This window comes from Actinoplanes rectilineatus (assembly GCF_000962825.1).
Classification (GTDB): domain Bacteria; phylum Actinomycetota; class Actinomycetes; order Mycobacteriales; family Micromonosporaceae; genus Actinoplanes; species Actinoplanes rectilineatus.
Genome location: NZ_JZKF01000008.1, coordinates 64,189 through 84,280, shown reverse-complemented (window position 1 = coordinate 84,280; position 20,092 = coordinate 64,189). Strand labels below are relative to the sequence as shown.

At 70.2% G+C, this 20,092-nt stretch carries 18 protein-coding genes; 17 read left to right on the top strand and 1 reads right to left on the bottom strand.

Features of this window, described 5'->3' with window-relative positions; translation table 11 throughout:
• The first annotated feature begins 164 nt into the window (after nt 1-164).
• The 13 genes from rsgA (at nt 165) to WH85_RS08865 (ending at nt 16,549) form a co-directional block, all read left to right on the top strand.
• Entirely contained in the window at nt 165-1,199 is a 1,035-nt protein-coding gene (gene rsgA, locus WH85_RS08925; RefSeq protein ID WP_045741266.1) for a ribosome small subunit-dependent GTPase A, read from the top strand.
• A gap of 117 nt (nt 1,200-1,316) precedes the next feature.
• Complete coding sequence (locus WH85_RS08920) at nt 1,317-3,119, top strand: DUF6311 domain-containing protein (protein WP_245673867.1); 1,803 nt, start codon at nt 1,317-1,319, stop codon at nt 3,117-3,119.
• A gap of 122 nt (nt 3,120-3,241) precedes the next feature.
• Nucleotides 3,242-6,184, top strand: coding sequence for an excinuclease ABC subunit UvrA (gene uvrA / locus WH85_RS08915; RefSeq protein WP_045741264.1), 2,943 nt, complete (start codon nt 3,242-3,244; stop codon nt 6,182-6,184).
• Nucleotides 6,185-6,534: 350 nt separating this feature from the next.
• Complete coding sequence (locus WH85_RS08910) at nt 6,535-7,065, top strand: Rieske (2Fe-2S) protein (RefSeq protein ID WP_052720277.1); 531 nt, start codon at nt 6,535-6,537, stop codon at nt 7,063-7,065.
• A 99-nt stretch (nt 7,066-7,164) separates the two neighbouring features.
• Nucleotides 7,165-9,261: an excinuclease ABC subunit UvrC gene (gene uvrC, locus WH85_RS08905; protein WP_083448881.1), complete on the top strand. Its 2,097-nt coding sequence runs from the start codon at nt 7,165-7,167 to the stop codon at nt 9,259-9,261.
• A 131-nt stretch (nt 9,262-9,392) separates the two neighbouring features.
• A complete protein-coding gene (gene rapZ / locus WH85_RS08900; protein WP_045741373.1) occupies nt 9,393-10,286 on the top strand; it encodes an RNase adapter RapZ in 894 nt (297 codons plus the stop codon).
• Nucleotides 10,283-11,338 carry a gluconeogenesis factor YvcK family protein gene (locus WH85_RS08895; RefSeq protein WP_045741263.1) on the top strand — a complete coding sequence of 352 codons (1,056 nt, stop codon included), beginning with the start codon at nt 10,283-10,285 and terminating at the stop codon, nt 11,336-11,338. The genes rapZ and WH85_RS08895 overlap by 4 nt, the downstream gene beginning before the upstream one ends.
• A gap of 53 nt (nt 11,339-11,391) precedes the next feature.
• Complete coding sequence (gene whiA, locus WH85_RS08890) at nt 11,392-12,372, top strand: DNA-binding protein WhiA (protein WP_014441726.1); 981 nt, start codon at nt 11,392-11,394, stop codon at nt 12,370-12,372.
• 354 nt (nt 12,373-12,726) lie between these two features.
• Nucleotides 12,727-13,728 carry a type I glyceraldehyde-3-phosphate dehydrogenase gene (gene gap / locus WH85_RS08885; RefSeq protein WP_045741262.1) on the top strand — a complete coding sequence of 334 codons (1,002 nt, stop codon included), beginning with the start codon at nt 12,727-12,729 and terminating at the stop codon, nt 13,726-13,728.
• A 6-nt stretch (nt 13,729-13,734) separates the two neighbouring features.
• Complete coding sequence (locus WH85_RS08880; RefSeq protein WP_045741261.1) at nt 13,735-14,931, top strand: phosphoglycerate kinase; 1,197 nt, start codon at nt 13,735-13,737, stop codon at nt 14,929-14,931.
• On the top strand, nt 14,931-15,722 hold the full coding sequence (gene tpiA, locus WH85_RS08875; protein WP_045741260.1) for a triose-phosphate isomerase: 792 nt from the start codon (nt 14,931-14,933) through the stop codon (nt 15,720-15,722). Before WH85_RS08880 ends, tpiA begins: the two co-directional genes overlap by 1 nt.
• 93 nt (nt 15,723-15,815) lie before the next feature.
• Nucleotides 15,816-16,070 (top strand): preprotein translocase subunit SecG, encoded by a 255-nt coding sequence (gene secG, locus WH85_RS08870; RefSeq protein WP_045741259.1) that lies wholly within the window; start codon nt 15,816-15,818, stop codon nt 16,068-16,070.
• A 131-nt stretch (nt 16,071-16,201) separates the two neighbouring features.
• Nucleotides 16,202-16,549, top strand: coding sequence for an RNA polymerase-binding protein RbpA (locus WH85_RS08865; RefSeq protein ID WP_045741372.1), 348 nt, complete (start codon nt 16,202-16,204; stop codon nt 16,547-16,549).
• Between the two features lie 46 nt (nt 16,550-16,595).
• On the opposite strand, the gene WH85_RS08860 is transcribed toward WH85_RS08865, so the two are convergent.
• The gene (locus WH85_RS08860) at nt 16,596-17,201 is read right to left on the bottom strand and encodes a GNAT family N-acetyltransferase (RefSeq protein ID WP_045741258.1); all 606 of its coding nucleotides are present in this window, start codon (nt 17,199-17,201) and stop codon (nt 16,596-16,598) included.
• Between the two features lie 110 nt (nt 17,202-17,311).
• Here WH85_RS08860 and WH85_RS08855 point away from each other — a divergent pair, with 110 nt between their 5' ends.
• From WH85_RS08855 to WH85_RS08840, 4 genes are read left to right on the top strand one after another with little or no spacing between them, the layout of a single operon-like run.
• Nucleotides 17,312-17,686 carry a hypothetical protein gene (locus WH85_RS08855; RefSeq protein ID WP_157410902.1) on the top strand — a complete coding sequence of 125 codons (375 nt, stop codon included), beginning with the start codon at nt 17,312-17,314 and terminating at the stop codon, nt 17,684-17,686.
• A gap of 38 nt (nt 17,687-17,724) precedes the next feature.
• Entirely contained in the window at nt 17,725-18,306 is a 582-nt protein-coding gene (locus tag WH85_RS08850) for a sigma-70 family RNA polymerase sigma factor (RefSeq protein ID WP_245673866.1), read from the top strand.
• Nucleotides 18,303-18,782: a hypothetical protein gene (locus WH85_RS08845; protein ID WP_045741257.1), complete on the top strand. Its 480-nt coding sequence runs from the start codon at nt 18,303-18,305 to the stop codon at nt 18,780-18,782. Before WH85_RS08850 ends, WH85_RS08845 begins: the two co-directional genes overlap by 4 nt.
• Nucleotides 18,783-18,798: 16 nt before the next feature.
• Nucleotides 18,799-19,206 carry a VOC family protein gene (locus WH85_RS08840; protein ID WP_045741256.1) on the top strand — a complete coding sequence of 136 codons (408 nt, stop codon included), beginning with the start codon at nt 18,799-18,801 and terminating at the stop codon, nt 19,204-19,206.
• Nucleotides 19,207-20,092: the final 886 nt, after the last annotated feature.

Below are 20,092 nucleotides of genomic sequence, written 5' to 3'. Positions count from 1 at the left end.
CGCCGGGGTGACCACGGCCGTACCGTCGGTGCCAGACGCGACTCGAGATCGAACCCGCAGAAGGAGGTGAGGAGCGTGCAGTTGGATTCCGCGTCCCTTCTCCAGGGAGCTTTTGCCGTCTGACCCCAGACCGGCCACTCCCGTTATCGAAAACAAGGGTTCACATGTCGTACGACCTGTCCCAGCTCGGCTGGGACGACTTCTTCGCATCCTCCTACCGTCGTTTCGACCGGGCCGACACCGACGCGGGCCGGGTCCTCCGGGCCGACCGCGGCGTCTGCACCGTGCTGACCGCCTCCGGGGTGACCCGGGCCAGTCTCGGCGGTGGTGTCCTCATCGAGGGCGCCCGCGACCCGGCCGGCCTGCCCTGTGCCGGCGACTGGGTGGTGCTGCGGCGCTGGCCGGACCGGCGCACCACCCTCGAGCTGGTGCTGCCCCGGCGCACCACGCTGATCCGGCGCACCGCCGACAAGGACTCCACCGGTCAGGTCCTGGCCGCGAACATGGACACCGTGGCGGTGGTCGAGCCGATCCATCCCGAACCCGACGACGCCCGCGTCGAACGGCTGCTCTCCCTCGCCTGGGAGTCCGGCGCCGACCCGGTGCTCGTCCTCACCAAGAGCGACACCACGTCGGACCCCGCGGCGGTGGCCCGCCAGCTCGGCGAGCTCGCCCCGGGCGTGCCGGTCCTGCCGGTCAGCGTGACCGCCGGTTCCGGTCTCGACCGGCTGCGCGAGTTCGTCGGTCCCGGCCGCACCCTCGCGTTACTCGGGCGCTCCGGCGCCGGCAAGTCGACCCTGGCGAACGCCCTGGCCGGGACCACCGTGATGCCGGTCCAGGCGATCCGGGACGCGGACGGCAAGGGGCGGCACACCACGGCGTACCGCAATCTGGTTCCGGTGCCGGGAGGTGGTGCGGTGCTGGACACCCCGGGCATCCGGGGCGTCGGCCTGCTCGATACCGGCGGCGGGCTGGACCGGGCGTTCGCCGACGTGACCGGCCTGGCCGGCCGCTGCCGCTTCGGCGACTGCACCCACGAGGGTGAGCCGGGATGCGCCGTGCAGGCCGCGCTCGCCGACGGTTCGCTGCCGCCACGGCGTCTGGCGAGCTGGCGCAAGCTGCGACACGAGGTCGAGGTGGAGAGCCGCCGTAAATCCGTGCGGATGGCACAGTCCGCCGGCCGGCGGGGACGCGGCTGACCGCGTACCCCCTATCGGTCCCGGCATGCGAAAGCGCACGTCAATGGCCTCCCCGCAGGAGGCTGTGGCGAGGCGGCCATGCCGGGGCCCGGGCGTCCCTCTGGCAGAATTCGCCCGGTGCGTGCGGCAGAAGAGATGATCGAGGACCCGGTGACCACCCCCGAGGAGACGGCCAGGACGCCCTGGCGGCGGATCGACCTGTGGGTGTTCCTGGGGTTCCTGGCGCTCGCCGTGCTGGTGACCGTGCAGCTGTGGCGGGATCCGAACGGGCGGATCCTGGCCGGCAACGACGACGACCACGGCATCTTCCTGTTCATGCTGGCGCACGCCGAGCGGGTGGTGTTCGACGGCGCGGCGCTGTTCCACTCGGACAGCCTCAACGTGCCGGTCGGCGTGAACATGATGGCGAACACGTCGATCCTCGCCCTGGCCCTGCCGCTCGCCCCGGTGACGCACTTCCTCGGCGCCGGCGTCTCGGCGGCCCTGATCGTCACCGGTGGCCTGGCCGGCACCGCCGCCGCGTGGTACTGGGTGTTGTCCCGGCACCTGACCGACACCCGGCTCGCGGCCTGGATCGGCGGCCTGTGGTGCGGTTTCGCGCCCACCATGATCTCGCACGCCAACGGCCACCTGAACTTCGTCAGCAACTACCTGATCCCGTTCATCGTGTGGCAGGTGTTCCGGCTGCGCGAGCCCGGCCGGATCGTGCGCGGCGGGGTGATCCTGGCCCTGCTGATCGTGGCGCAGATCTTCATCAACGAGGAGGCGCTGCTCTTCACGGCGATGACCCTGGCCGTGTTCGTCGTGGTGTACGCGGTGTCCGAGCGGGCCACCGTGCGCGCGGTGTGGAAGCGTTTCGTCGCCGGTCTCGGCGTGGCGGCGGCCCTCGCGGTGGCGTTGGCGGGTTACCCGCTGTGGTACCAGTTCTTCGCCCAGGGCAACTACCACGGGCAGCCGTTCGCGCCGACCGACTACGTCACCGACCTGGCGTCGCTCGCCGGTTTCGCCCGGCAGTCGCTGGCCGGCAACGCCGAGGTGACCCGGTTGATGAGTGTCAGCGCCACCGAGGACAACACCTTCTTCGGCCCGGCCGGCCTGATCCTGATCGTGGTCGCGGCGGTGATGCTGTGGCGGACCACGGCGCTGCGCGCGGCCACCGTGGCCGGCCTGGTGGTGCTGCTCATGTCGATGGGCCCGCAGCTGCGGGTACTCGGCCACGACACCGGCTTCCCGCTGCCGTTCGGTCTGATCAGTCACCTGCCGGTGATCAACCTGGTGAGTGTGACCCGGTTCGCGATGGTGCCGGCCACGATCGTGGGCGTCCTGCTGGCGTTCGCCGTCGACCGGATCCGCGACTACCCGGACAAGCGGCGGACCTGGTTCAAGGTCGGCCTGGTCCTGGCGCTGGTGCCGCTCTTCCCGAAGCCGCTGCCGGTGGTGCAGGGCGACCCGATCCCGGCGTTCATCGCCGACGGGACCTACCGCCAGTACACCGCCGGTGACCGCACCCTGGTCACCGTCCCGCTGCCGGACGTGACCACCGGGCGGACCGGCCAGCGGTGGGCGGCGCTCAACAACTTCGAGTACGCGACGCCGCGCGGCTACTTCATGGGGCCGGCCGACCCGGAGCGGGGCGACGACACCGGCTCCTGGAACGCGCCGCACCGGTTCACGTCGTACCTGTTGTGGGAGGTCCGGGAGTACGACCTGCGGCCGATCCTGACCGCGACGGACAAGGCGCGGATCACCGAGGACCTGGTCTACTGGCGGGCCGGCGTGATCGTGCTGGTCCCCGAGGGGCGCAACGTCCCGGCCCAGCGTGCGGTGCTCGTCCAGGCCCTCGGCCGGCCTCGACTGGTCGGTGGCGTGGAGATCTGGGACGTCCGCGATCTGCCTGTGCCCCCAAAGAGTGACGACTAATACGTCCGCTTTACGGGAATGTCCGGCAGGTGGAAGGCGCTGCACCGGGGCCGACAGAAAATGTCGTACCCCGTCGCTAGAGTGTCTGCGCTACTTCAAACACTTGTACGGAGAGGCTGGCAGTGGCCGACCGACTGACTATCCGTGGCGCCCGCGAGCACAACCTGCGTGACGTCTCACTTGACCTGCCCCGGGACGCGATGATCGTGTTCACCGGCCTGTCCGGGTCGGGCAAGTCCAGCCTCGCCTTCGACACGATCTTCGCGGAGGGCCAGCGGCGTTACGTGGAGTCGCTGTCCTCCTATGCGAGACAGTTCCTCGGCCAGATGGACAAGCCGGACGTCGACTTCATCGAGGGCCTGTCGCCGGCCGTCTCGATCGACCAGAAGTCGACGAACCGCAACCCGCGGTCGACCGTGGGCACGATCACCGAGGTCTACGACTACCTCCGTCTGCTGTTCGCCCGCACCGGCATCCCGCACTGCCCGGTCTGCGGTGAGCTGATCAGCAAGCAGACCCCGCAGCAGATCGTCGACCGGGTGCTGGCGATGCCCGAGGGCACCAGGTTCATGGTGCTCGCCCCGGTCGTGCGCGGCCGCAAGGGGGAATATGTCGACCTCTTCGCCGAGCTGCAGGCCAAGGGCTACGCGCGGGCCCGGGTCGACGGTGTGGTGCACCCGCTCACCGAGCCGCCCAAGCTGAAGAAGCAGGAGAAGCACACCATCGAGGTGGTGGTCGACCGGCTCAGCGTCAAGGCGTCGAGCAAGCAGCGGCTGACCGACTCGGTGGAGTCCGCGCTCGGCCTGGCGAGCGGCATCGTGCTGCTCGACTTCGTCGACCTGGCCGAGGACGACCCGGACCGCGAGCGTCTCTTCTCCGAACACCTGGCCTGCCCCAACGACCACCCGCTCGCCATCGAGGACCTCGAGCCCCGGGTGTTCTCCTTCAACGCGCCGTACGGCGCGTGCCCCGAGTGCACCGGCCTCGGCACCAAGAAGGAGGTCGACCCGGAGCTGATCATCCCGGACGAGGAGCGGAGCCTGCGCGAGGGCGCGATCCAGCCCTGGGCCGGCGGCACCACCCAGGAGTACTTCGTGCGCCTGCTCGAGGCGCTCGCCGCGGCGGAGAGCTTCAGCCTGGACGCACCGTGGCGTTCGCTGCCCACCCGGGTGCAGAAGACGATCCTGCACGGCGCCGAGGACCAGGTCCACGTGCGCTACCGCAACAAGTACGGCCGGGAGCGCTCCTACTACACCGGCTTCGAGGGCGTGGTGCAGTGGATCGAGCGGCGGCACAACGACACCGAGAGCGACTGGTCCCGCGACAAGTATGAGGGCTACATGCGGGACGTGCCGTGCAAGGTGTGCGGCGGCGCCCGGCTCAAGCCCGAGGTCCTCGCGGTCACGGTGGCCGGCCGGAGCATCGCCGAGGTCTGCAACCTTTCGGTGGGGGAGTGCGCCGAGTTGCTGGCCGGTCTGGAGCTCGACGACCGGCAGAAGATGATCGCCGAGCGGGTGCTCAAGGAGATCAACGCCCGGCTGCGGTTCCTGGTCGACGTCGGTCTGGACTACCTCTCGCTGGACCGGGGCGCGGGCACGCTCTCCGGCGGTGAGGCGCAGCGCATCCGGCTCGCGACCCAGATCGGGTCGGGCCTGGTCGGCGTCCTCTACGTCCTGGACGAGCCGTCGATCGGTCTGCACCAGCGTGACAACCACCGGCTGATCGAGACCTTGGTCCGGCTGCGCGACCTGGGCAACACGCTGATCGTGGTGGAGCACGACGAGGACACCATCCGGACAGCCGACTGGATCGTCGACATCGGCCCGGGCGCCGGCGAGCACGGCGGCAAGATCGTGCACTCCGGGACGGTCGAGGGCCTGCTCGCCAACGAGGAGTCCCCGACCGGTGCCTACCTGGCCGGCCGCAAGACGATCCCGGTGCCGCAGAGCCGCCGTCCGCAGACCGCCGGCCGTGAGGTCGTGGTGCACGGGGCCCGCGAGCACAACCTGCGCAACCTGACCGTGCCGTTCCCGCTGGGCCAGTTCATCGCGGTCACCGGGGTCAGCGGCTCGGGCAAGTCGACGCTGGTCAACGACATCCTGCACACGGTGCTGGCCAACCAGGTCAACCGGGCCCGCCTGGTGCCCGGCCGGCACACCCGGATCACCGGCATCGACAACGTGGACAAGGTCGTCGGCGTCGACCAGTCACCGATCGGCCGGACCCCGCGATCCAACCCGGCCACGTACACCGGTGTCTTCGATCATGTCCGCAAGTTGTTCGCGGAGACCGCCGAGGCGAAGGTCCGGGGGTACGGCCCCGGCCGGTTCTCCTTCAACGTCAAGGGCGGTCGCTGCGAGAACTGCTCGGGTGACGGCACGATCAAGATCGAGATGAACTTCCTCCCGGACGTCTACGTCCCCTGCGAGGTCTGCAAGGGCGCCCGGTACAACCGGGAGACGCTGGAGGTGCGGTACAAGGGCAAGACCATCTCCGAGGTGCTGGAGATGCCGATCGAGGAGGGTGCGGAGTTCTTCTCGGCGCTGCCGGCGATCCACCGGCACCTGCGGACGCTCGTCGACGTCGGTCTGGGTTACGTGCGGCTGGGACAGCCGGCCACCACGCTCTCCGGCGGTGAGGCGCAGCGGGTGAAGCTCGCCTCCGAGCTGCAGAAACGGTCCACCGGCCGGACGGTCTACGTGCTGGACGAGCCGACGACGGGTCTGCACTTCGAGGACATCCGCAAGCTGCTGATCGTGCTCAACGGCCTGGTCGACAAGGGCAACACGGTGATCACCATCGAGCACAACCTCGACGTGATCAAGACCGCGGACTGGCTGATCGACATGGGTCCGGAGGGCGGTCACAAGGGCGGCATGGTGCTGGCCACCGGCAGTCCGGAGGAGCTCGCCGAGGTGGGCGAGAGCCACACGGGCCAGTTCCTGCGGCACGTGCTCGGTCTCAAGGGGGAGCCGGCCGGATCGGCCGCGGCCACCGCGCGGGCGGCGAAGGCGAACGGCGCGAAGACCCGGGCGACGAAGTCCCGGGCCAAGGCATCGGCATAGTGCACGCAGGCGTCGGCATGGTGCACGCAGGCGTCGGCATGGTGCGCCAGGGTGTCGACATAGAGCACCGTCAAGGTGTGTTACTAAAAATAGTCTAAGAACCTGTACAGCAGGTTCTCAGGTGACTCAAAGCAACCGGGCACGGTCGAGCATCTAGTCTCGATCGGGCCCGGCTTTGTTTGTAACGGCAAGCAAACGACGCCGGGCGATTGCGTACGAACCGGGATCGAACAGCCTCGTGATGTTCGATATTTCCGCCGCACGCGCTGAACTGATGACGGTGGCAGGCCCGTATGTACAGGCGACTCCGTGTGACATACGAGCGGAAACAGGTAGTGGGGAGCGACGAGATGACTGACGTGCAGATCCGGCCCGAGGTCGAGGCCAAGCAGGAGAACGCAGCGGGGACGTGCTGCTCGTCACGCCGGGCCGTCCTGCTGGGTGCGGGCGCCGCCGGCGCGACCGCGGTCCTCGCCGCGTGTGGCACGTCCACCGACAGCAACCCGAACGGCACCGACTTCGCCAACGACCCGGCCCCGGCCGGCAGCGCGGCGGCCCCGGGCGGCGCCGACAGCACCAGCGGCACCGGCTCGAGCGGTGGCACCGCGCTCGTCGCGGCGGCCGACGTCTCCGTCGGCAGCGGCGTGATCCTGGACAACTACGTGGTCACCCAGCCGACCAAGGGCACCTTCAAGGCGTTCAGCAAGGTCTGCACCCACCAGGGCTGCGACGTGACCGAGATCGAGGACGGCGAGATCATCTGTAAGTGCCACAACGCGCACTACTCGATCAAGGACGGCTCGCCGACCTCCGGCCCGGCCAAGTCGCCGCTCGAGGCCACCAAGGTGAAGCTGGACGGCGACCAGGTCGTCACCGCCTGATCGGGTCACCCCCGTGTGGGCCGGAGGCCCGGGCCGTGGCGGCGGCACCGGACCTCCGGCCGGGCAATTCTGTCAGTCCCACCCTCTAGTCTGGGAGATGTGCCAGACCCGTCCACCTATCGCCCCGCGCCCGGTACCATCCCGGACGCTCCCGGTGTCTACCGATTCCGCGATCCGGCCGGCCGGGTCATCTACGTCGGCAAGGCCAAGAGCCTGCGTAACCGGCTCAACTCCTACTTCGCCGACGTCTGGTCGTTGCACGCGCGCACCCAGCAGATGGTCACCACCGCGGCCGCCGTGGACTGGGTCACCGTCGGCACCGAGGTCGAGGCGCTGCAGCTGGAGTTCTCCTGGATCAAGGAGTTCGACCCGCGCTTCAACGTCAAATACCGGGACGACAAGTCCTATCCTTTCCTCGCCGTCACGCTCAACGAGGAGTTCCCCCGCCTGCAGGTGATGCGCGGGGCCAAGCGCAAGGGCGTGCGCTACTTCGGTCCCTACTCGCACGCCTGGGCCATCCGCGAGACCCTCGACCTGCTGCTGCGCGTCTTCCCGGCCCGGACCTGCTCGACCGGCGTCTTCAAACGGCACGGCCAGATCGGCCGGCCCTGCCTGCTGGGCTACATCGGCAAGTGTTCGGCCCCCTGTGTCGGGCAGGTCGACGCCGAGCAGCACCGGGCGATCGTCGACGACTTCTGCGACTTCATGGCCGGCCGCACCGATGCGTTCGTCAAGCGTCTCGAGCGCGACATGATGCAGGCCTCCGAGGAGCTCGAGTTCGAGCGGGCGGCCCGGCTGCGCGACGACATCGCGGCGCTGCGCCGGGCGATGGAGAAGCAGACCGTGGTGCTCGGCGACGGCACGGACGCCGACGTGGTCGCCTTCGCCGAGGACCCGCTCGAGGCGGCGGTGCAGGTCTTCCACGTCCGCGACGGCCGGGTCCGCGGCCAGCGCGGCTGGGTGGTGGAGAAGGTCGAGGACCTCAGCACCGGCGACCTGGTCCACCACTTCTGCACCCAGATGTTCGGCGACACCGAGGGCGAGGCCGACGTGCCCCGCGAGCTGCTGGTCCCGGCGCTGCCCGACGACGCCGACGCGCTCGCCGACTGGCTCTCCGAGCGCCGCGGCAGCCGGGTCAGCCTGCGGATCCCGCAGCGCGGCGACAAGAAGACGCTGATGGAGACGGTGGCCCGCAACGCCGCCGAGTCGCTGCAACGGCACAAGCTGCGCCGGGCCGGTGACCTGACCACCCGCAACAAGGCGCTCGAGGAGATCGCCGACGCCCTCGGTCTCGACGCCGCCCCGTTGCGCATCGAGTGCTTCGACGTCTCGCAGATCCAGGGCACCGACGTGGTCGCCTCGATGGTCGTCTTCGAGGACGGTCTGGCCCGCAAGAGCGAATACCGGCGGTTCGCGGTGCGCGGCAACGCGGACGGCAGCGGCATGGACGATCTCTCGGCGATGTCCGAGGTGATGCGGCGGCGGTTCGCCCGCTCCACCACGGCCCCAGCGGCCCCGGCGGCCACGGCGGCCACGCCAGCGGCCCCGGCGGCCACGCCGGCCCCGGAGCCCTCGGCCGGTGACGAGTCCGTCGAGGGCGCGCTTCCCGGCATCGACCCGTTGACCGGCCGGCCCCGCCGTTTCGCGTACGCGCCTCAGCTCGTCGTGGTGGACGGCGGCCAGCCGCAGGTCAACGCGGTCGCGGCGGTCTTCTCCGAGCTGGGCGTCACCGACGTGGCGTTGTGCGGCCTGGCCAAGCGGCTCGAGGAGGTGTGGCTGCCCGGCGAGGATTTCCCGGTCATCCTGCCGCGGACCTCCGAGGCTCTCTATCTGTTGCAGCGCGTCCGCGACGAGGCGCACCGGTTCGCCATCACCTTCCACCGGCAGCGCCGGTCCAAGCGGATGACCGCGTCGGCGCTCGACGAGGTCGCCGGTCTGGGCGAGGTGCGCCGCAAGGCGCTGCTGCGGCACTTCGGCTCCCTCAAGCGGCTGGCCGAGGCCACCCCGGAGGAGATCACCGAGGTGCCCGGTGTCGGCCGCCGCACCGCCGAGACGGTGCTCGCCGCGTTGAACCCGGCGGCCGGAGCCGCGGGGGAGAGAGCCGTGGAGAAAGCCGCGGCGAAGACGGTGGAGAAAACCGTGGCGAAGACGGTGGCGAAGACCGCGGACATGCCTGGTGACAGCTCGGACGGGTAGCGGACACGCTGTCCGGCGGCCGGGAGCCCGGTCGTCGGCCTAGGATGTTGTGTCCGCTCGTGCGACGCGGGCGGAGCGACGCGGGAGGCGTGGTGACGGAAGCAAACCCGGACTTCGGAGCTGAGCCGAACATCGGAGCCGGTGAGGTGCTGGAACCGGACGAGGCCGGGACGGATCTGGTGGTCGTCACCGGTCTGTCCGGCGGTGGGCGCAGCACGGTGGCGCGCGCCCTGGAGAACGTCGGCTTCTACGTGGTCGACAACCTGCCGCAGGCCCTGATGCTGGAGATGGCCGAGTTGGCGTTCGCCGCTGGAGGCGCCGCACGGCGTACCGCGATGGTGCTCGACGTTCGCAGCAGGGCGTTCTCCACCGACCTGGCCGGTGCGGTCCGGGCCCTCAAGGAGCGTGGTTTCTCGCCGCGCGTGGTGTTCGTCGACGCCGACGACGAGGTGCTGATCCGCCGGTTCGAGTCGGTGCGCCGTTCGCACCCGTTGCAGGGTGACGGCCGGCTGGCCGACGGCATCGCGGCCGAGCGCAAACTGCTCGAGGAGGCCCGCGAGCAGTCCGACGTGATAATCGACACGAGCCACCTCAACGTCAACCAGTTGCGCCGCCGGGTCGAGGAGCTTTTCGGCGGGGAGGACTCCCGCAAGCTGCGGATCACCGTGCTCTCCTTCGGCTTCAAGTACGGCCTGCCCCCGGACGCCGACTACGTGCTGGACGCCCGGTTCCTGCCCAATCCGTTCTGGGTGCCGGAGTTGCGCGAGCACACCGGCCTGGAGGAGGGCGTGAGCAGTTACGTCCTGGGCCAGGAGGGCGCCACCGACTTCGTGGCGACCTACGCCGGCCTGATCGCGGCGACCGCACCCGGTTTCGAGCGGGAGGGCAAGCGCTACCTGACCGTCGCGATCGGCTGCACCGGCGGCAAGCACCGCAGCGTGGCGATCACCGAGGAGCTCGCCTCCCGGCTGAGTGGCATGCGTCTGTCCGCGCACACGTCGCACCGCGATCTGGGCCGCGAGTGAAGCCGATCCGCGTCGTGGCGTTCGGCGGCGGGCACGGTCTGAGCGCCTCGTTGCGCGCGTTGCGGCACAGTGCCCGCGACCTCGACCTGGAGATCACGGCGATAGTGACCGTCGGTGACGACGGCGGTTCCAGCGGCCGGCTGCGCGTCGAGCGGGACGCGCTGCTGCCCCCGGGTGATCTGCGGCAGGCGCTCGCCGCGCTCGCCGACGACGATCCCACCACCCGGCTGACGGCGAGACTGATGCAGCACCGGTTCGCGGCCATGCCGGAGATCCCGGTGCAGGGCGGCACCGAGCCGCTGAGTGCCCCGGCCCCGGTCGACCGGGTGCTCACCCGTGGACCGCGGGTGGAGCGCCGTGCCGAGCGGACCAAGGACACCCTGGCCGGGCACGCGGTCGGCAACCTGCTGCTGCTCGGCCTGATCGAGATGCTCGGCGACCCGGTGCTGGCACTGGATCACGCCGCCCGGATGCTCGGGGCTCGGGGCCGGGTGCTGCCGATGGCCCGGCACGCGGTCGGCATCGAGGCGGACATGGTGGCCGCCGACGGCGTCCCGTCGACGGTCCGGGGCCAGCACGCGGTCGCGGTGGCAGACGGCCGGGTGGCGGCATTGCGCCTGGTCCCGTCGGATCCGCCGACGTGCCCGGAGGCGATCGCCGCGGTCCGGGACGCGGACTGGCTGATCTTCGGTCCGGGCAGCTGGTACACCAGTGTCCTGCCGCACCTGCTGGTCCCCGAACTGGCCGCCGCGATCGTGGCGAGCCCGGCCCGCCGGCTGGTCACGCTCAATCTCTCCGAGGACAAGGAGACGGTCGGGCTGTCCGCCGCCGACCACCTGGCGACCCTCCGGTGGTACCTCCCGTCGCTGCGACTGGACACCGTGCTGGCCGACACGAAGTGGGCCGGCGAGCCGGAACCGGTCCGGGCCGCGGCCCAGGACCTGGGTGCGGAGCTGGTTCTGGCACCCCTCGCGGTGGCCGACGGCAGCCCACGGCATGATCCTCAGTCACTGGGCGTTGCACTGGTGCCAGTATTGGGCGCCGCTCGTTAATCAGTGGCGTAGTGCGGCACACACTTTGAAAAACCGGCGCATGAGGTGACGTAATGGCGATGACGGCAGCGGTCAAGGACGAGCTGAGCCGGGTCGACGTACCCAAGCCCTGCTGTCGCCGGGCCGAGATGGCAGCGTTGCTCCGGTTCGCCGGCGGGCTGCACATCGTCTCCGGGCGGGTCGTCGTCGAGGCCGAGCTGGACACCGGCGCGGTCGCCCGGCGGCTGCGGCGGGAGATCGCCGATGTCTACGGCTACCCCAGCGAGGTGCACGTCCTGGCCTCCGGCGGCCTGCGCAAGGGCAGCCACTACATCGTGCGCATCGTCAAGGACGGCGAGGTGCTGGCGCGTCAGACCGGTCTGCTCGACGTCCGGGGCCGGCCGGTCCGTGGCCTGCCGCAGCACGTGGTGAACGGCAACGTGTGCTGTTCGGTGGCGGCGTGGCGGGGCGCGTTCATGGCGCACGGCTCGCTCACCGAGCCGGGGCGCTCCAGCGCGCTGGAGATCACCTGCCCGGGCCCGGAAGCGGCGCTGGCGTTGCGCGGCGCCGCGCGCCGGATCGGCATCACCGCCAAGGAGCGGGAGGTGCGCGGCGTCGACCGCGTGGTGATCAAGGACGGGGACGCGATCGCCGCGTTGCTCACCCGCATCGGCGCGCATTCCAGCGTGCTTGCCTGGGAGGAGCGGAGGGTACGCCGTGAGGTCCGTGCCACCGCCAACCGGCTGGCGAACTTCGACGATGCGAACCTGCGGCGGTCCGCCCGTGCGGCGGTCGCCGCGGCGGCCCGGGTCACCCGGGCTCTGGAGATCCTGGCGGACGACGCGCCGAACCACCTGACCTCGGCCGGCCGGCTGCGGCTGGAGCACCGCCAGGCCTCCCTGGAGGAGCTGGGCGCCCTGGCCGACCCGCCGCTGACCAAGGACGCCATCGCGGGCCGGATCCGGCGGCTGCTGGCCCTGGCCGACAAACGGGCCCGGGATCTCGGCATTCCCGACACCGAGGCGGCCGTCACTCCGGAGATGATGGCCTGTTGATCCCGGGTAGTGATACCCGGGCCGCAGGGACCTTCGGTCCTTATCAGTCCCGCCCCGTTGGACGAGGCTTGAACTGCTGACAACGACGTCGTAGTGATCCGATTTAGATAACGTTCAGGTAGCGCCCCGCTGCTCCGCCGGTACGTGGTCTCGGATAGGGTCACTGGTGACGGCGACGGTGCCGGCAGTTCGGCCGAACCCCCCGCTGTGACGCCGCCAGCTCCTGCTGCGGTGCTCGCGCTTCCCTTCGGGCGCGGCGGCCGGGCGCCCTTGTGCCTGCCTTGAACTTCGGCGGGCATGCAGACCCCTCCGCCGGTCGCAGAATCCGGCGGACCGAAACGAGGAGATCCACCTGTGACCATCCGGGTTGGCATCAACGGCTTCGGCCGTATCGGCCGTAACTTCTTCCGGGCGGTTCTCGCCTCCGGCGCCGACATCGAGATCGTCGGTGTGAACGACCTGACCGACAACGCCACGCTGGCTCACCTGCTGAAGTACGACAGCATCCTGGGCCGTCTGGGTCACGAGGTGAAGGCCTCCGCCGACGAGATCACCGTCGGTGGCAAGTCCTTCAAGGCGTTCGCCGAGCGTGACCCGAACAACCTGCCCTGGGGCGAGCTGGACGTCGACGTCGTCATCGAGTCGACCGGCTTCTTCACCGACGCCACCAAGGCGAAGGCGCACGTCGACAAGGGTGCCAAGAAGGTCATCATCTCGGCTCCGGCCAAGAACGAGGACATCACCATCGTGATGGGCGTCAACGACGGCCTCTACGACGGTGCGAAGCACACCATCATCTCGAACGCCTCCTGCACCACCAACTGCCTCGCCCCGATGGCGAAGGTTCTGAACGACACGATCGGGATCGAAAAGGGTCTGATGACCACGATCCACGCGTACACCCAGGACCAGAACCTGCAGGACGGCCCGCACAGCGACCTGCGCCGTGCCCGCGCCGCCGCGCTGAACATCGTGCCGACCTCGACCGGTGCCGCCAAGGCCGTCAGCCTGGTGCTGCCGGAGCTCAAGGGCAAGCTGGACGGCTTCGCGCTGCGGGTGCCGATCCCCACCGGCTCGGCCACCGACCTGACCTTCACCGCCGCCCGTGACACCACGGTCGAAGAGGTCAACGCCGCGATCAAGGCTGCCGCCGAGGGCCCCCTCAAGGGCATCCTGGTCTACACCGAGGACGCGATCGTGTCGGCCGACATCGTCACCGACCCGGCCTCCTGCATCTTCGACGCCGGCCTCACCAAGGTCATCGGTGGCAACCAGGTCAAGGTCGTCGGTTGGTACGACAACGAGTGGGGCTACTCGAACCGCCTCGTCGACCTGGTCAAGCTCGTCGGGGCCTGATCAGCCTTGAAGACTCTCGACGACCTGCTCGGCGAGGGTGTCTCGGGTCGGCGCGTGTTCGTGCGCGCCGACCTGAACGTCCCGTTCGACAAGGCAAACCCGGGTGTCATCAGTGACGACGGCCGCGCCCGCGCGGTGCTGCCGACGCTGATCGCCCTGCGTGACGCGGGCGCCCGCGTGATCGTGGCGTCCCACCTGGGCCGTCCGAAGGGCGCTCCGGACCCCAAGTTCACGCTCGCGCCGGTCGCGCAGCGGCTGGGTGAGCTGCTCGGCTCGTCGGTGGTCTTCGCCGACGACACGGTCGGCCCGTCGGCCACCGCCGCCGTCGGTGCCCTTCAGGACGGCCAGGTGCTGCTCCTGGAGAACCTGCGCTTCAACGCCGGCGAGACCTCGAAGGACGACGCCGAGCGCGGCGCCTTCGCGGACCAGCTGGCCGCGTTCGCCGACTTCTACGTCGACGACGCGTTCGGCGCGGTGCACCGCAAGCACGCTTCGGTCTTCGACGTGCCGGCCCGGCTCCCGCACTACGCGGGTGGCCTGGTGCTGCGCGAGGTCGAGGTGCTGAAGAAGGTGTCCGAGAGCCCGGAGCAGCCCTACGTGGTGGTGCTCGGCGGCTCGAAGGTCTCCGACAAGCTCGCGGTGATCAAGGCCCTGCTGCCCAAGGTCGACAAGCTCCTCGTCGGCGGAGGCATGTGCTTCACCTTCCTCAAGGCCCAGGGCCACGAGGTCGGTAAGTCGCTGCTCGAGGCCGAGATGATCGACACCTGCAAGGCGCTCCTCGCGGAGGCCGACGGCCGGATCGTCCTCCCGGTCGATGTCGTCGCGGCGACGGAGTTCTCCGCCGACGCCGAGCGCAGCACGGTGAAGGTCTCCGAGATCCCGGCGGACCGCCTGGGTCTGGACATCGGCCCCGAGTCCGTCAAGATCTTCGCGGACGCCGTCGGCGGTGCGAAGACCGTGTTCTGGAACGGCCCGATGGGCGTGTTCGAGCTGGCGCCGTTCGCCGCGGGCACCCGCGGCGTCGCCGAGGCGATCACCAAGATCGACGGCTTCTCGGTCGTCGGCGGCGGTGACTCGGCCGCGGCGGTGCGCACGCTCGGGCTCGACGAGTCCGCGTTCGGTCACATCTCCACCGGTGGGGGCGCGTCCCTGGAGTACCTCGAAGGCAAGGCGCTGCCGGGCGTCTCCGCTCTGGAGAAGTGATGGGTGACGTGACCCGCAAGCCGATCATCGCCGGCAACTGGAAGAGCAACCTCAACCACTACGAGGCCAACCTTCTGGTGCAGAAGCTCTCGGCGAGCCTGAACGAGAAGCAGCTGGAGGCCGTCGAGACGGTCGTCCTGCCGCCGTTCACCGACCTGCGCACCGTGCAGACCGCGATCGAGGGCGACAAGCTCGCGATCAAGTACGGCGCCCAGGACATCTCGCAGCACGCCGGTGGCGCGTACACCGGTGAGATCTCCGGTGCGATGCTCGCCAAGCTCGGCGTCAGCTACGTGGTCGTCGGGCACTCCGAGCGCCGTGAGTACCACAACGAGTCCGACACCCTGATCAACGCGAAGAACAAGGCGGCCTTCGCGGCCGGCCTCGTGCCGATCTTCTGCGTGGGCGAGGGTCTCGAGATCCGTGAGGCCGGCAACCAGGTCGCGCACGTCCTGGCGCAGGTCGACGCGGGCCTCGAGGGGCTCAAGACCGAGCAGCTGCAGCAGATCGTGATCGCGTACGAGCCGGTCTGGGCGATCGGCACCGGCAAGACCGCGACCCCGGACGACGCTCAGGAGGTGTGCGGAGCGATCCGTGCCCGTCTGGTCGAGAAGTTCGGTGCCGAGGTGGCCGACGTGGTCCGCATCCAGTACGGCGGTTCGGTCAAGTCGGGCAACATCGCCCAGATCATGGCCAAGCCCGATGTGGACGGCGCCCTGGTCGGTGGAGCGAGCCTGGACGGCGAGGAATTCGCCGCCATCGTGCGTTTCCCGGAGCATGTTGCGCGCTGAGCGTGATTCGCGCGTGCCCGGCCGTATCGTTCGGCCGGGCATTCGCTATTGTGGGACGGCTTGCAGTGCCCTTCGAGAGGAATGAACCCGACGATGCCGATCGCGTTCGCTTACACGTTGATCGTGTTGCTGATCATCACCAGCATTCTGCTGACTCTGCTGATCCTGCTGCACCGCGGCAAGGGCGGCGGCATGTCGAGCATGTTCGGTGGCGGTGTCACGTCCAGCCTGGCCGGTTCCTCGGTCGCGGAGAAGAACCTCGACCGCTACACCGTCCTGGTGGGCATCATCTGGTTCGCCTGCATCGTGGGCCTGGGGTTCTGGCTCAAGCTTGCGGTGGCTTCCTGACGGCCGCTGCTGGTCGTACAATCCACCGCGCGGCCGGTTTCTCCGGCCGCGCGGTATTTTGTATCTACCGTCCGATTTCCGGCTGATTGCCCGGGCGGGGAGTACCGGCCCTCGAGACAGGAGTGACGTCCGTGTCCAGTGGCAGCGCTATTCGCGGCAGTCGCGTCGGGTCCAGCCCGATGCGGCCCGACGAGCGCAGCGAACCCGCACCGCGCAGGCAGGTCAAGTATTTCTGCGCGGCCGGGCATGACAGCGACATCTGGTTCGCGGCTGAGGCCGCGACACCGGACACCTGGGACTGCCCGCGATGCGGGCAGCCGGCCGGTCTCGACCGGTCGAGCCCGCCCGGGCGGTCGCGCACCGAGCCCTACAAGTCTCATCTGGCCTATGTGAAGGAGCGCCGGTCCGAGGAGGACGGTGCGGCGATCCTCGCCGAGGCCCTTGCCAAGGTCCGCCAGCGGCGGGGCGAGCGGGCCTGACAGCACGATCCTGATCTCACCGGCCGGCGTCGGCCGGTGAGACGGGTCAGCCCAGCGGACTGGTGCCGCGGCCTAGGAACTTCGCTCCCGAGTCGGCGACCGGGACGTCGTGGAATCCCAGCCGGCGGTAGAACGCGTACGCCCCGTGGTTCTCCGGGGCCATCCCGAGGTGCACCCGGTCCACGCCGGCCGACCGCAGGCCGTCCAGGAAAGCGGCCATCAGCCCCTGCCCCAGCCGCTTGCCCTGCCAGTCGGGGAGCAGATCGATGTGCAGGTGCGCGGGGTACCCGGCCAGTTCGGGGATGAGCATCCGCTCCGGGTCGTGCAGGTTGGTCAGCATCGCGTCGTCGCGCGGGTCGCCGTCCGGATAGCGCGCAGCGGTCGCCGGCAGCCACTCGGCGCGGAACCACGAGACGAACGCCGGGGTGTCCGCGGTGCCGAGGATGTACCCGACCGCGTTACCGTGACCGTCGTCGACCACGTACGCGTGCTGCGGCTCCCGGATCACGTACGGCGCCGCCCAGATGTCCCCGAGCAGCCGGTCGGTGCTGTGGCGTCCACGGGCGTCACCGCCGGCGGCACCGGTCCGCACGCAGATGTCGTAGACGGCGTCCAGGTCGGCCGGGCGGTACCCGCGGATGATCGGTTCCACGAACGCAGTCTAATTGTGTGACCGGCATCACTTGGGTATCGCCAACCTTATCCGGCCCCGGACGTCTACTCCTGCGACAGCAACATCAACGACTGGTGCAGGAGAGCTCGATGCGTATCTCGACCCGTGGACTGGCCATCTCCGTCGGCGCCGCCTCCGTGCTCGGGCTCGGTGGGCTCTCGGCCGCCGCCGCCTTCGCCGACGAGGCACCGGCACCCCGGCCGGCCCCCACCGCCGTGAGCGCCGAGCAGTCGCCGGCCGCCGCGACCCCACCGCCGAGCTTCAAGGCCACCGCCTCCCCCGAGGCGTCGCCCGCGAAGCCCGAGTCGGCACCGGGGAAGCCGGGCCCGACCGTCTCCAAGCCGGCCGCCACCCCCGGAAAGCCGGGCCCGACCGCGTCCAAGCCGGCCCCGACGAACCCGCCGGCGCCGAGCGCCACCGCCGCGCCGGTCACCCCGCCGCCGACCGCCGTCGCCGGCCGCTGACCCTCGTCCTCCGCCGTCGACCCTCGGAGATTCCCTTCGTGACGATCGTCCTGCCGATGCCGCCGCTGCTCCGCTGGCTGCGGCGAGTGCTCACCGGAGCCGACACGCCGGCCCGATCCACCGTCGGGCCGGCCGGCCCTCCGGCGATCAACGAGCTGTACCACAGCCGTCGCCTGAGCATGGTCCGGCTGGCGGTGCTCATGGTCGACGATCTGTCGACGGCGGAGGACATCGTGCAGGACGTCTTCACGGCGCTCTATCGGAAACATGGGGCGGAGCTGCGTACCATCGCTGATCCGAACGCCTATCTCGTCGCCGGGGTGACCAACGCGGCACGCTCGGCGCTCCGGCGCCGGCGCACCGCCCGGGCCTACGTCCCGCCGCCGCCCGGCACCGCGCCCGCAGCCGAGGACGAGGCGATGCTCGGCGCCGGCGACCAGGAGGTGCTGCGGGCGATGCGCGGCCTCACCGGGCGGCAACGGCAGGTCCTGGTGTTGCGCTACTGGTCCGACCTGTCCGAGGAGGAGATCGCCGACGTGATGCGCGTCTCCCGCGGAACGGTGAAGTCGACAGCGCACCGCGCGCTGTCCGTCCTGCGTGCCCGACTGGGGGAGCGGTGACCGGAAACGGACTGGAGGAGCGGTTGCGCGACGCCCTCACCGCGCGAGCGGAACAGATCACCCAGGAGCGCCTGCGCTTCGGGGAACCACCGACCGTCGCAGCCCTCACCTCGCCCAGCCGGTGGCGGCGCTGGTGGTGGGTGCCGCTCCCGGCCGGCCTGGCAGTGGCCGGCGCGGTGCTGGGAGCGCTGACCCTGACCGGTCAGCCGCCGTCACCCGATCCGAAGCCACTCCCGCCCGCCTCGTCGGCCGAACCGTCAACCGTCATCTCACCGTCGGTGCCCCTGTTCCCGCCGTCGACGCCGGCCCCGTCGGCGTCCACAAACCCGTCCGCGACGACGAGCAAGCCCGGCCGGCCCGAGCTTTCCCCGGACGACACCCCGCCGACCGTGACAGCGGGAGAGCACGACCCGGGAGCCGCCACGCCCACCACGAAGCCGCCGGCGACGACGATCCCCGCCACGCCGCCGTCCTGACTGGCAGGCTGGGAGGATGAACTGGACTCTCGAGGTCGTCGTCGTGCCGGTAACCGACATCGACCAGGCGAAGGCCTTCTACGCCGACCAGCTCGGTTTCACCCTCGACCACGACGTCGCCCCCGCCCCCGACGTCCGCATCGTGCAGCTCACCCCACCGGGCAGCGGCTGCTCGATCGTGATCGGCCGGGGCGCGGTCCCACACATGCCGCCCGGCTCCCTGAAGGGCCTGCAACTGGTGGTCCGCGACATCAAGGCCGCCCACGCCGAACTGACCGCCCGCAACGTCCCGGTCTCCGAGATCCAGCGCCTGGGCGCAAACCCGAACCCCGTCCCCGATCCGCTGGACAACATCGGTTTCTTCTTCTTCGAAGACCCCGACGGCAACAGCTGGGCGGTCCAGCAGATCTCCGCGCGCCCATGACCCCTTTTCTTGTACGAGCTACCCGTTCCATCACTGGCTCCCGCGACGCGGCCTCCTGCCACGCCTTCTCCGTCCCGCGCCCCGCCCCCGCCCGAGACCCAGCCCGTAAAGACCACCTGCTCCACACACCGCCCGAGCTCAAAGCCGAATCCGCTCCTGGGCGCGGGTCGCCAACCGCACCCGAAACGCTTGTGGGTGCGTTCGCCGTCCGGGGGTGGTAGCCACACTCGGAGCTGTTGTGGGTGCGCTCGCCGTCCGGCGGGGTGGTAGCCGCACCCGGAGCTGTTGTGGGTGCGTTCGCCGTCCGGCGAGATGGCAGCCGCACCCGGAGCTGTTGTGGGTGCGCTGGCCATCTCGTGATGAGTGGTGGCCGCACCCGTTCCGTTCGCCGGGAGCTCTCACGTTCCCGATCAGGGCGGTAGCCGTACCCAGAATCGTTGGGTGCGTTCACCTTCCCGGTCGGGGTTGGCAGCGGCACCCGGAGTCTTTGGCGGTGCGTTGGCCGTCCGGCGGGGTGGTGGTGGCACCCGAATCGCTTGTGGGTGCGCTGGCCATCTCGTTTCGGGCGTTCGGCGCACCCATTCCGAACGACGGGAGCGCTCACCCGGCCGATCGGGGCGGTAGCGGCACCCAGAGCCGTTTGTGAGTGCCTTTATCTCCTGGCCCGATGGCAGTGGCCCGATGGCAGTGGCCCGGTGGCAGCGACACCCAAGGCGGCCGGTGGGTGCGTTCATCGTCCCGAAGGGCGGCAGTGGTACCCGAAGCGCTTGTGGGTGCGCTGGCCATCTCGTAATGGTGGTGGTCGCGCCCGGTCCGGCCGCCGGGTGCGCTGACCTTCCCGATTGGGGTGGCAGCGGCACCCGGAGCCGTTTGCGGTGCGTTGGCC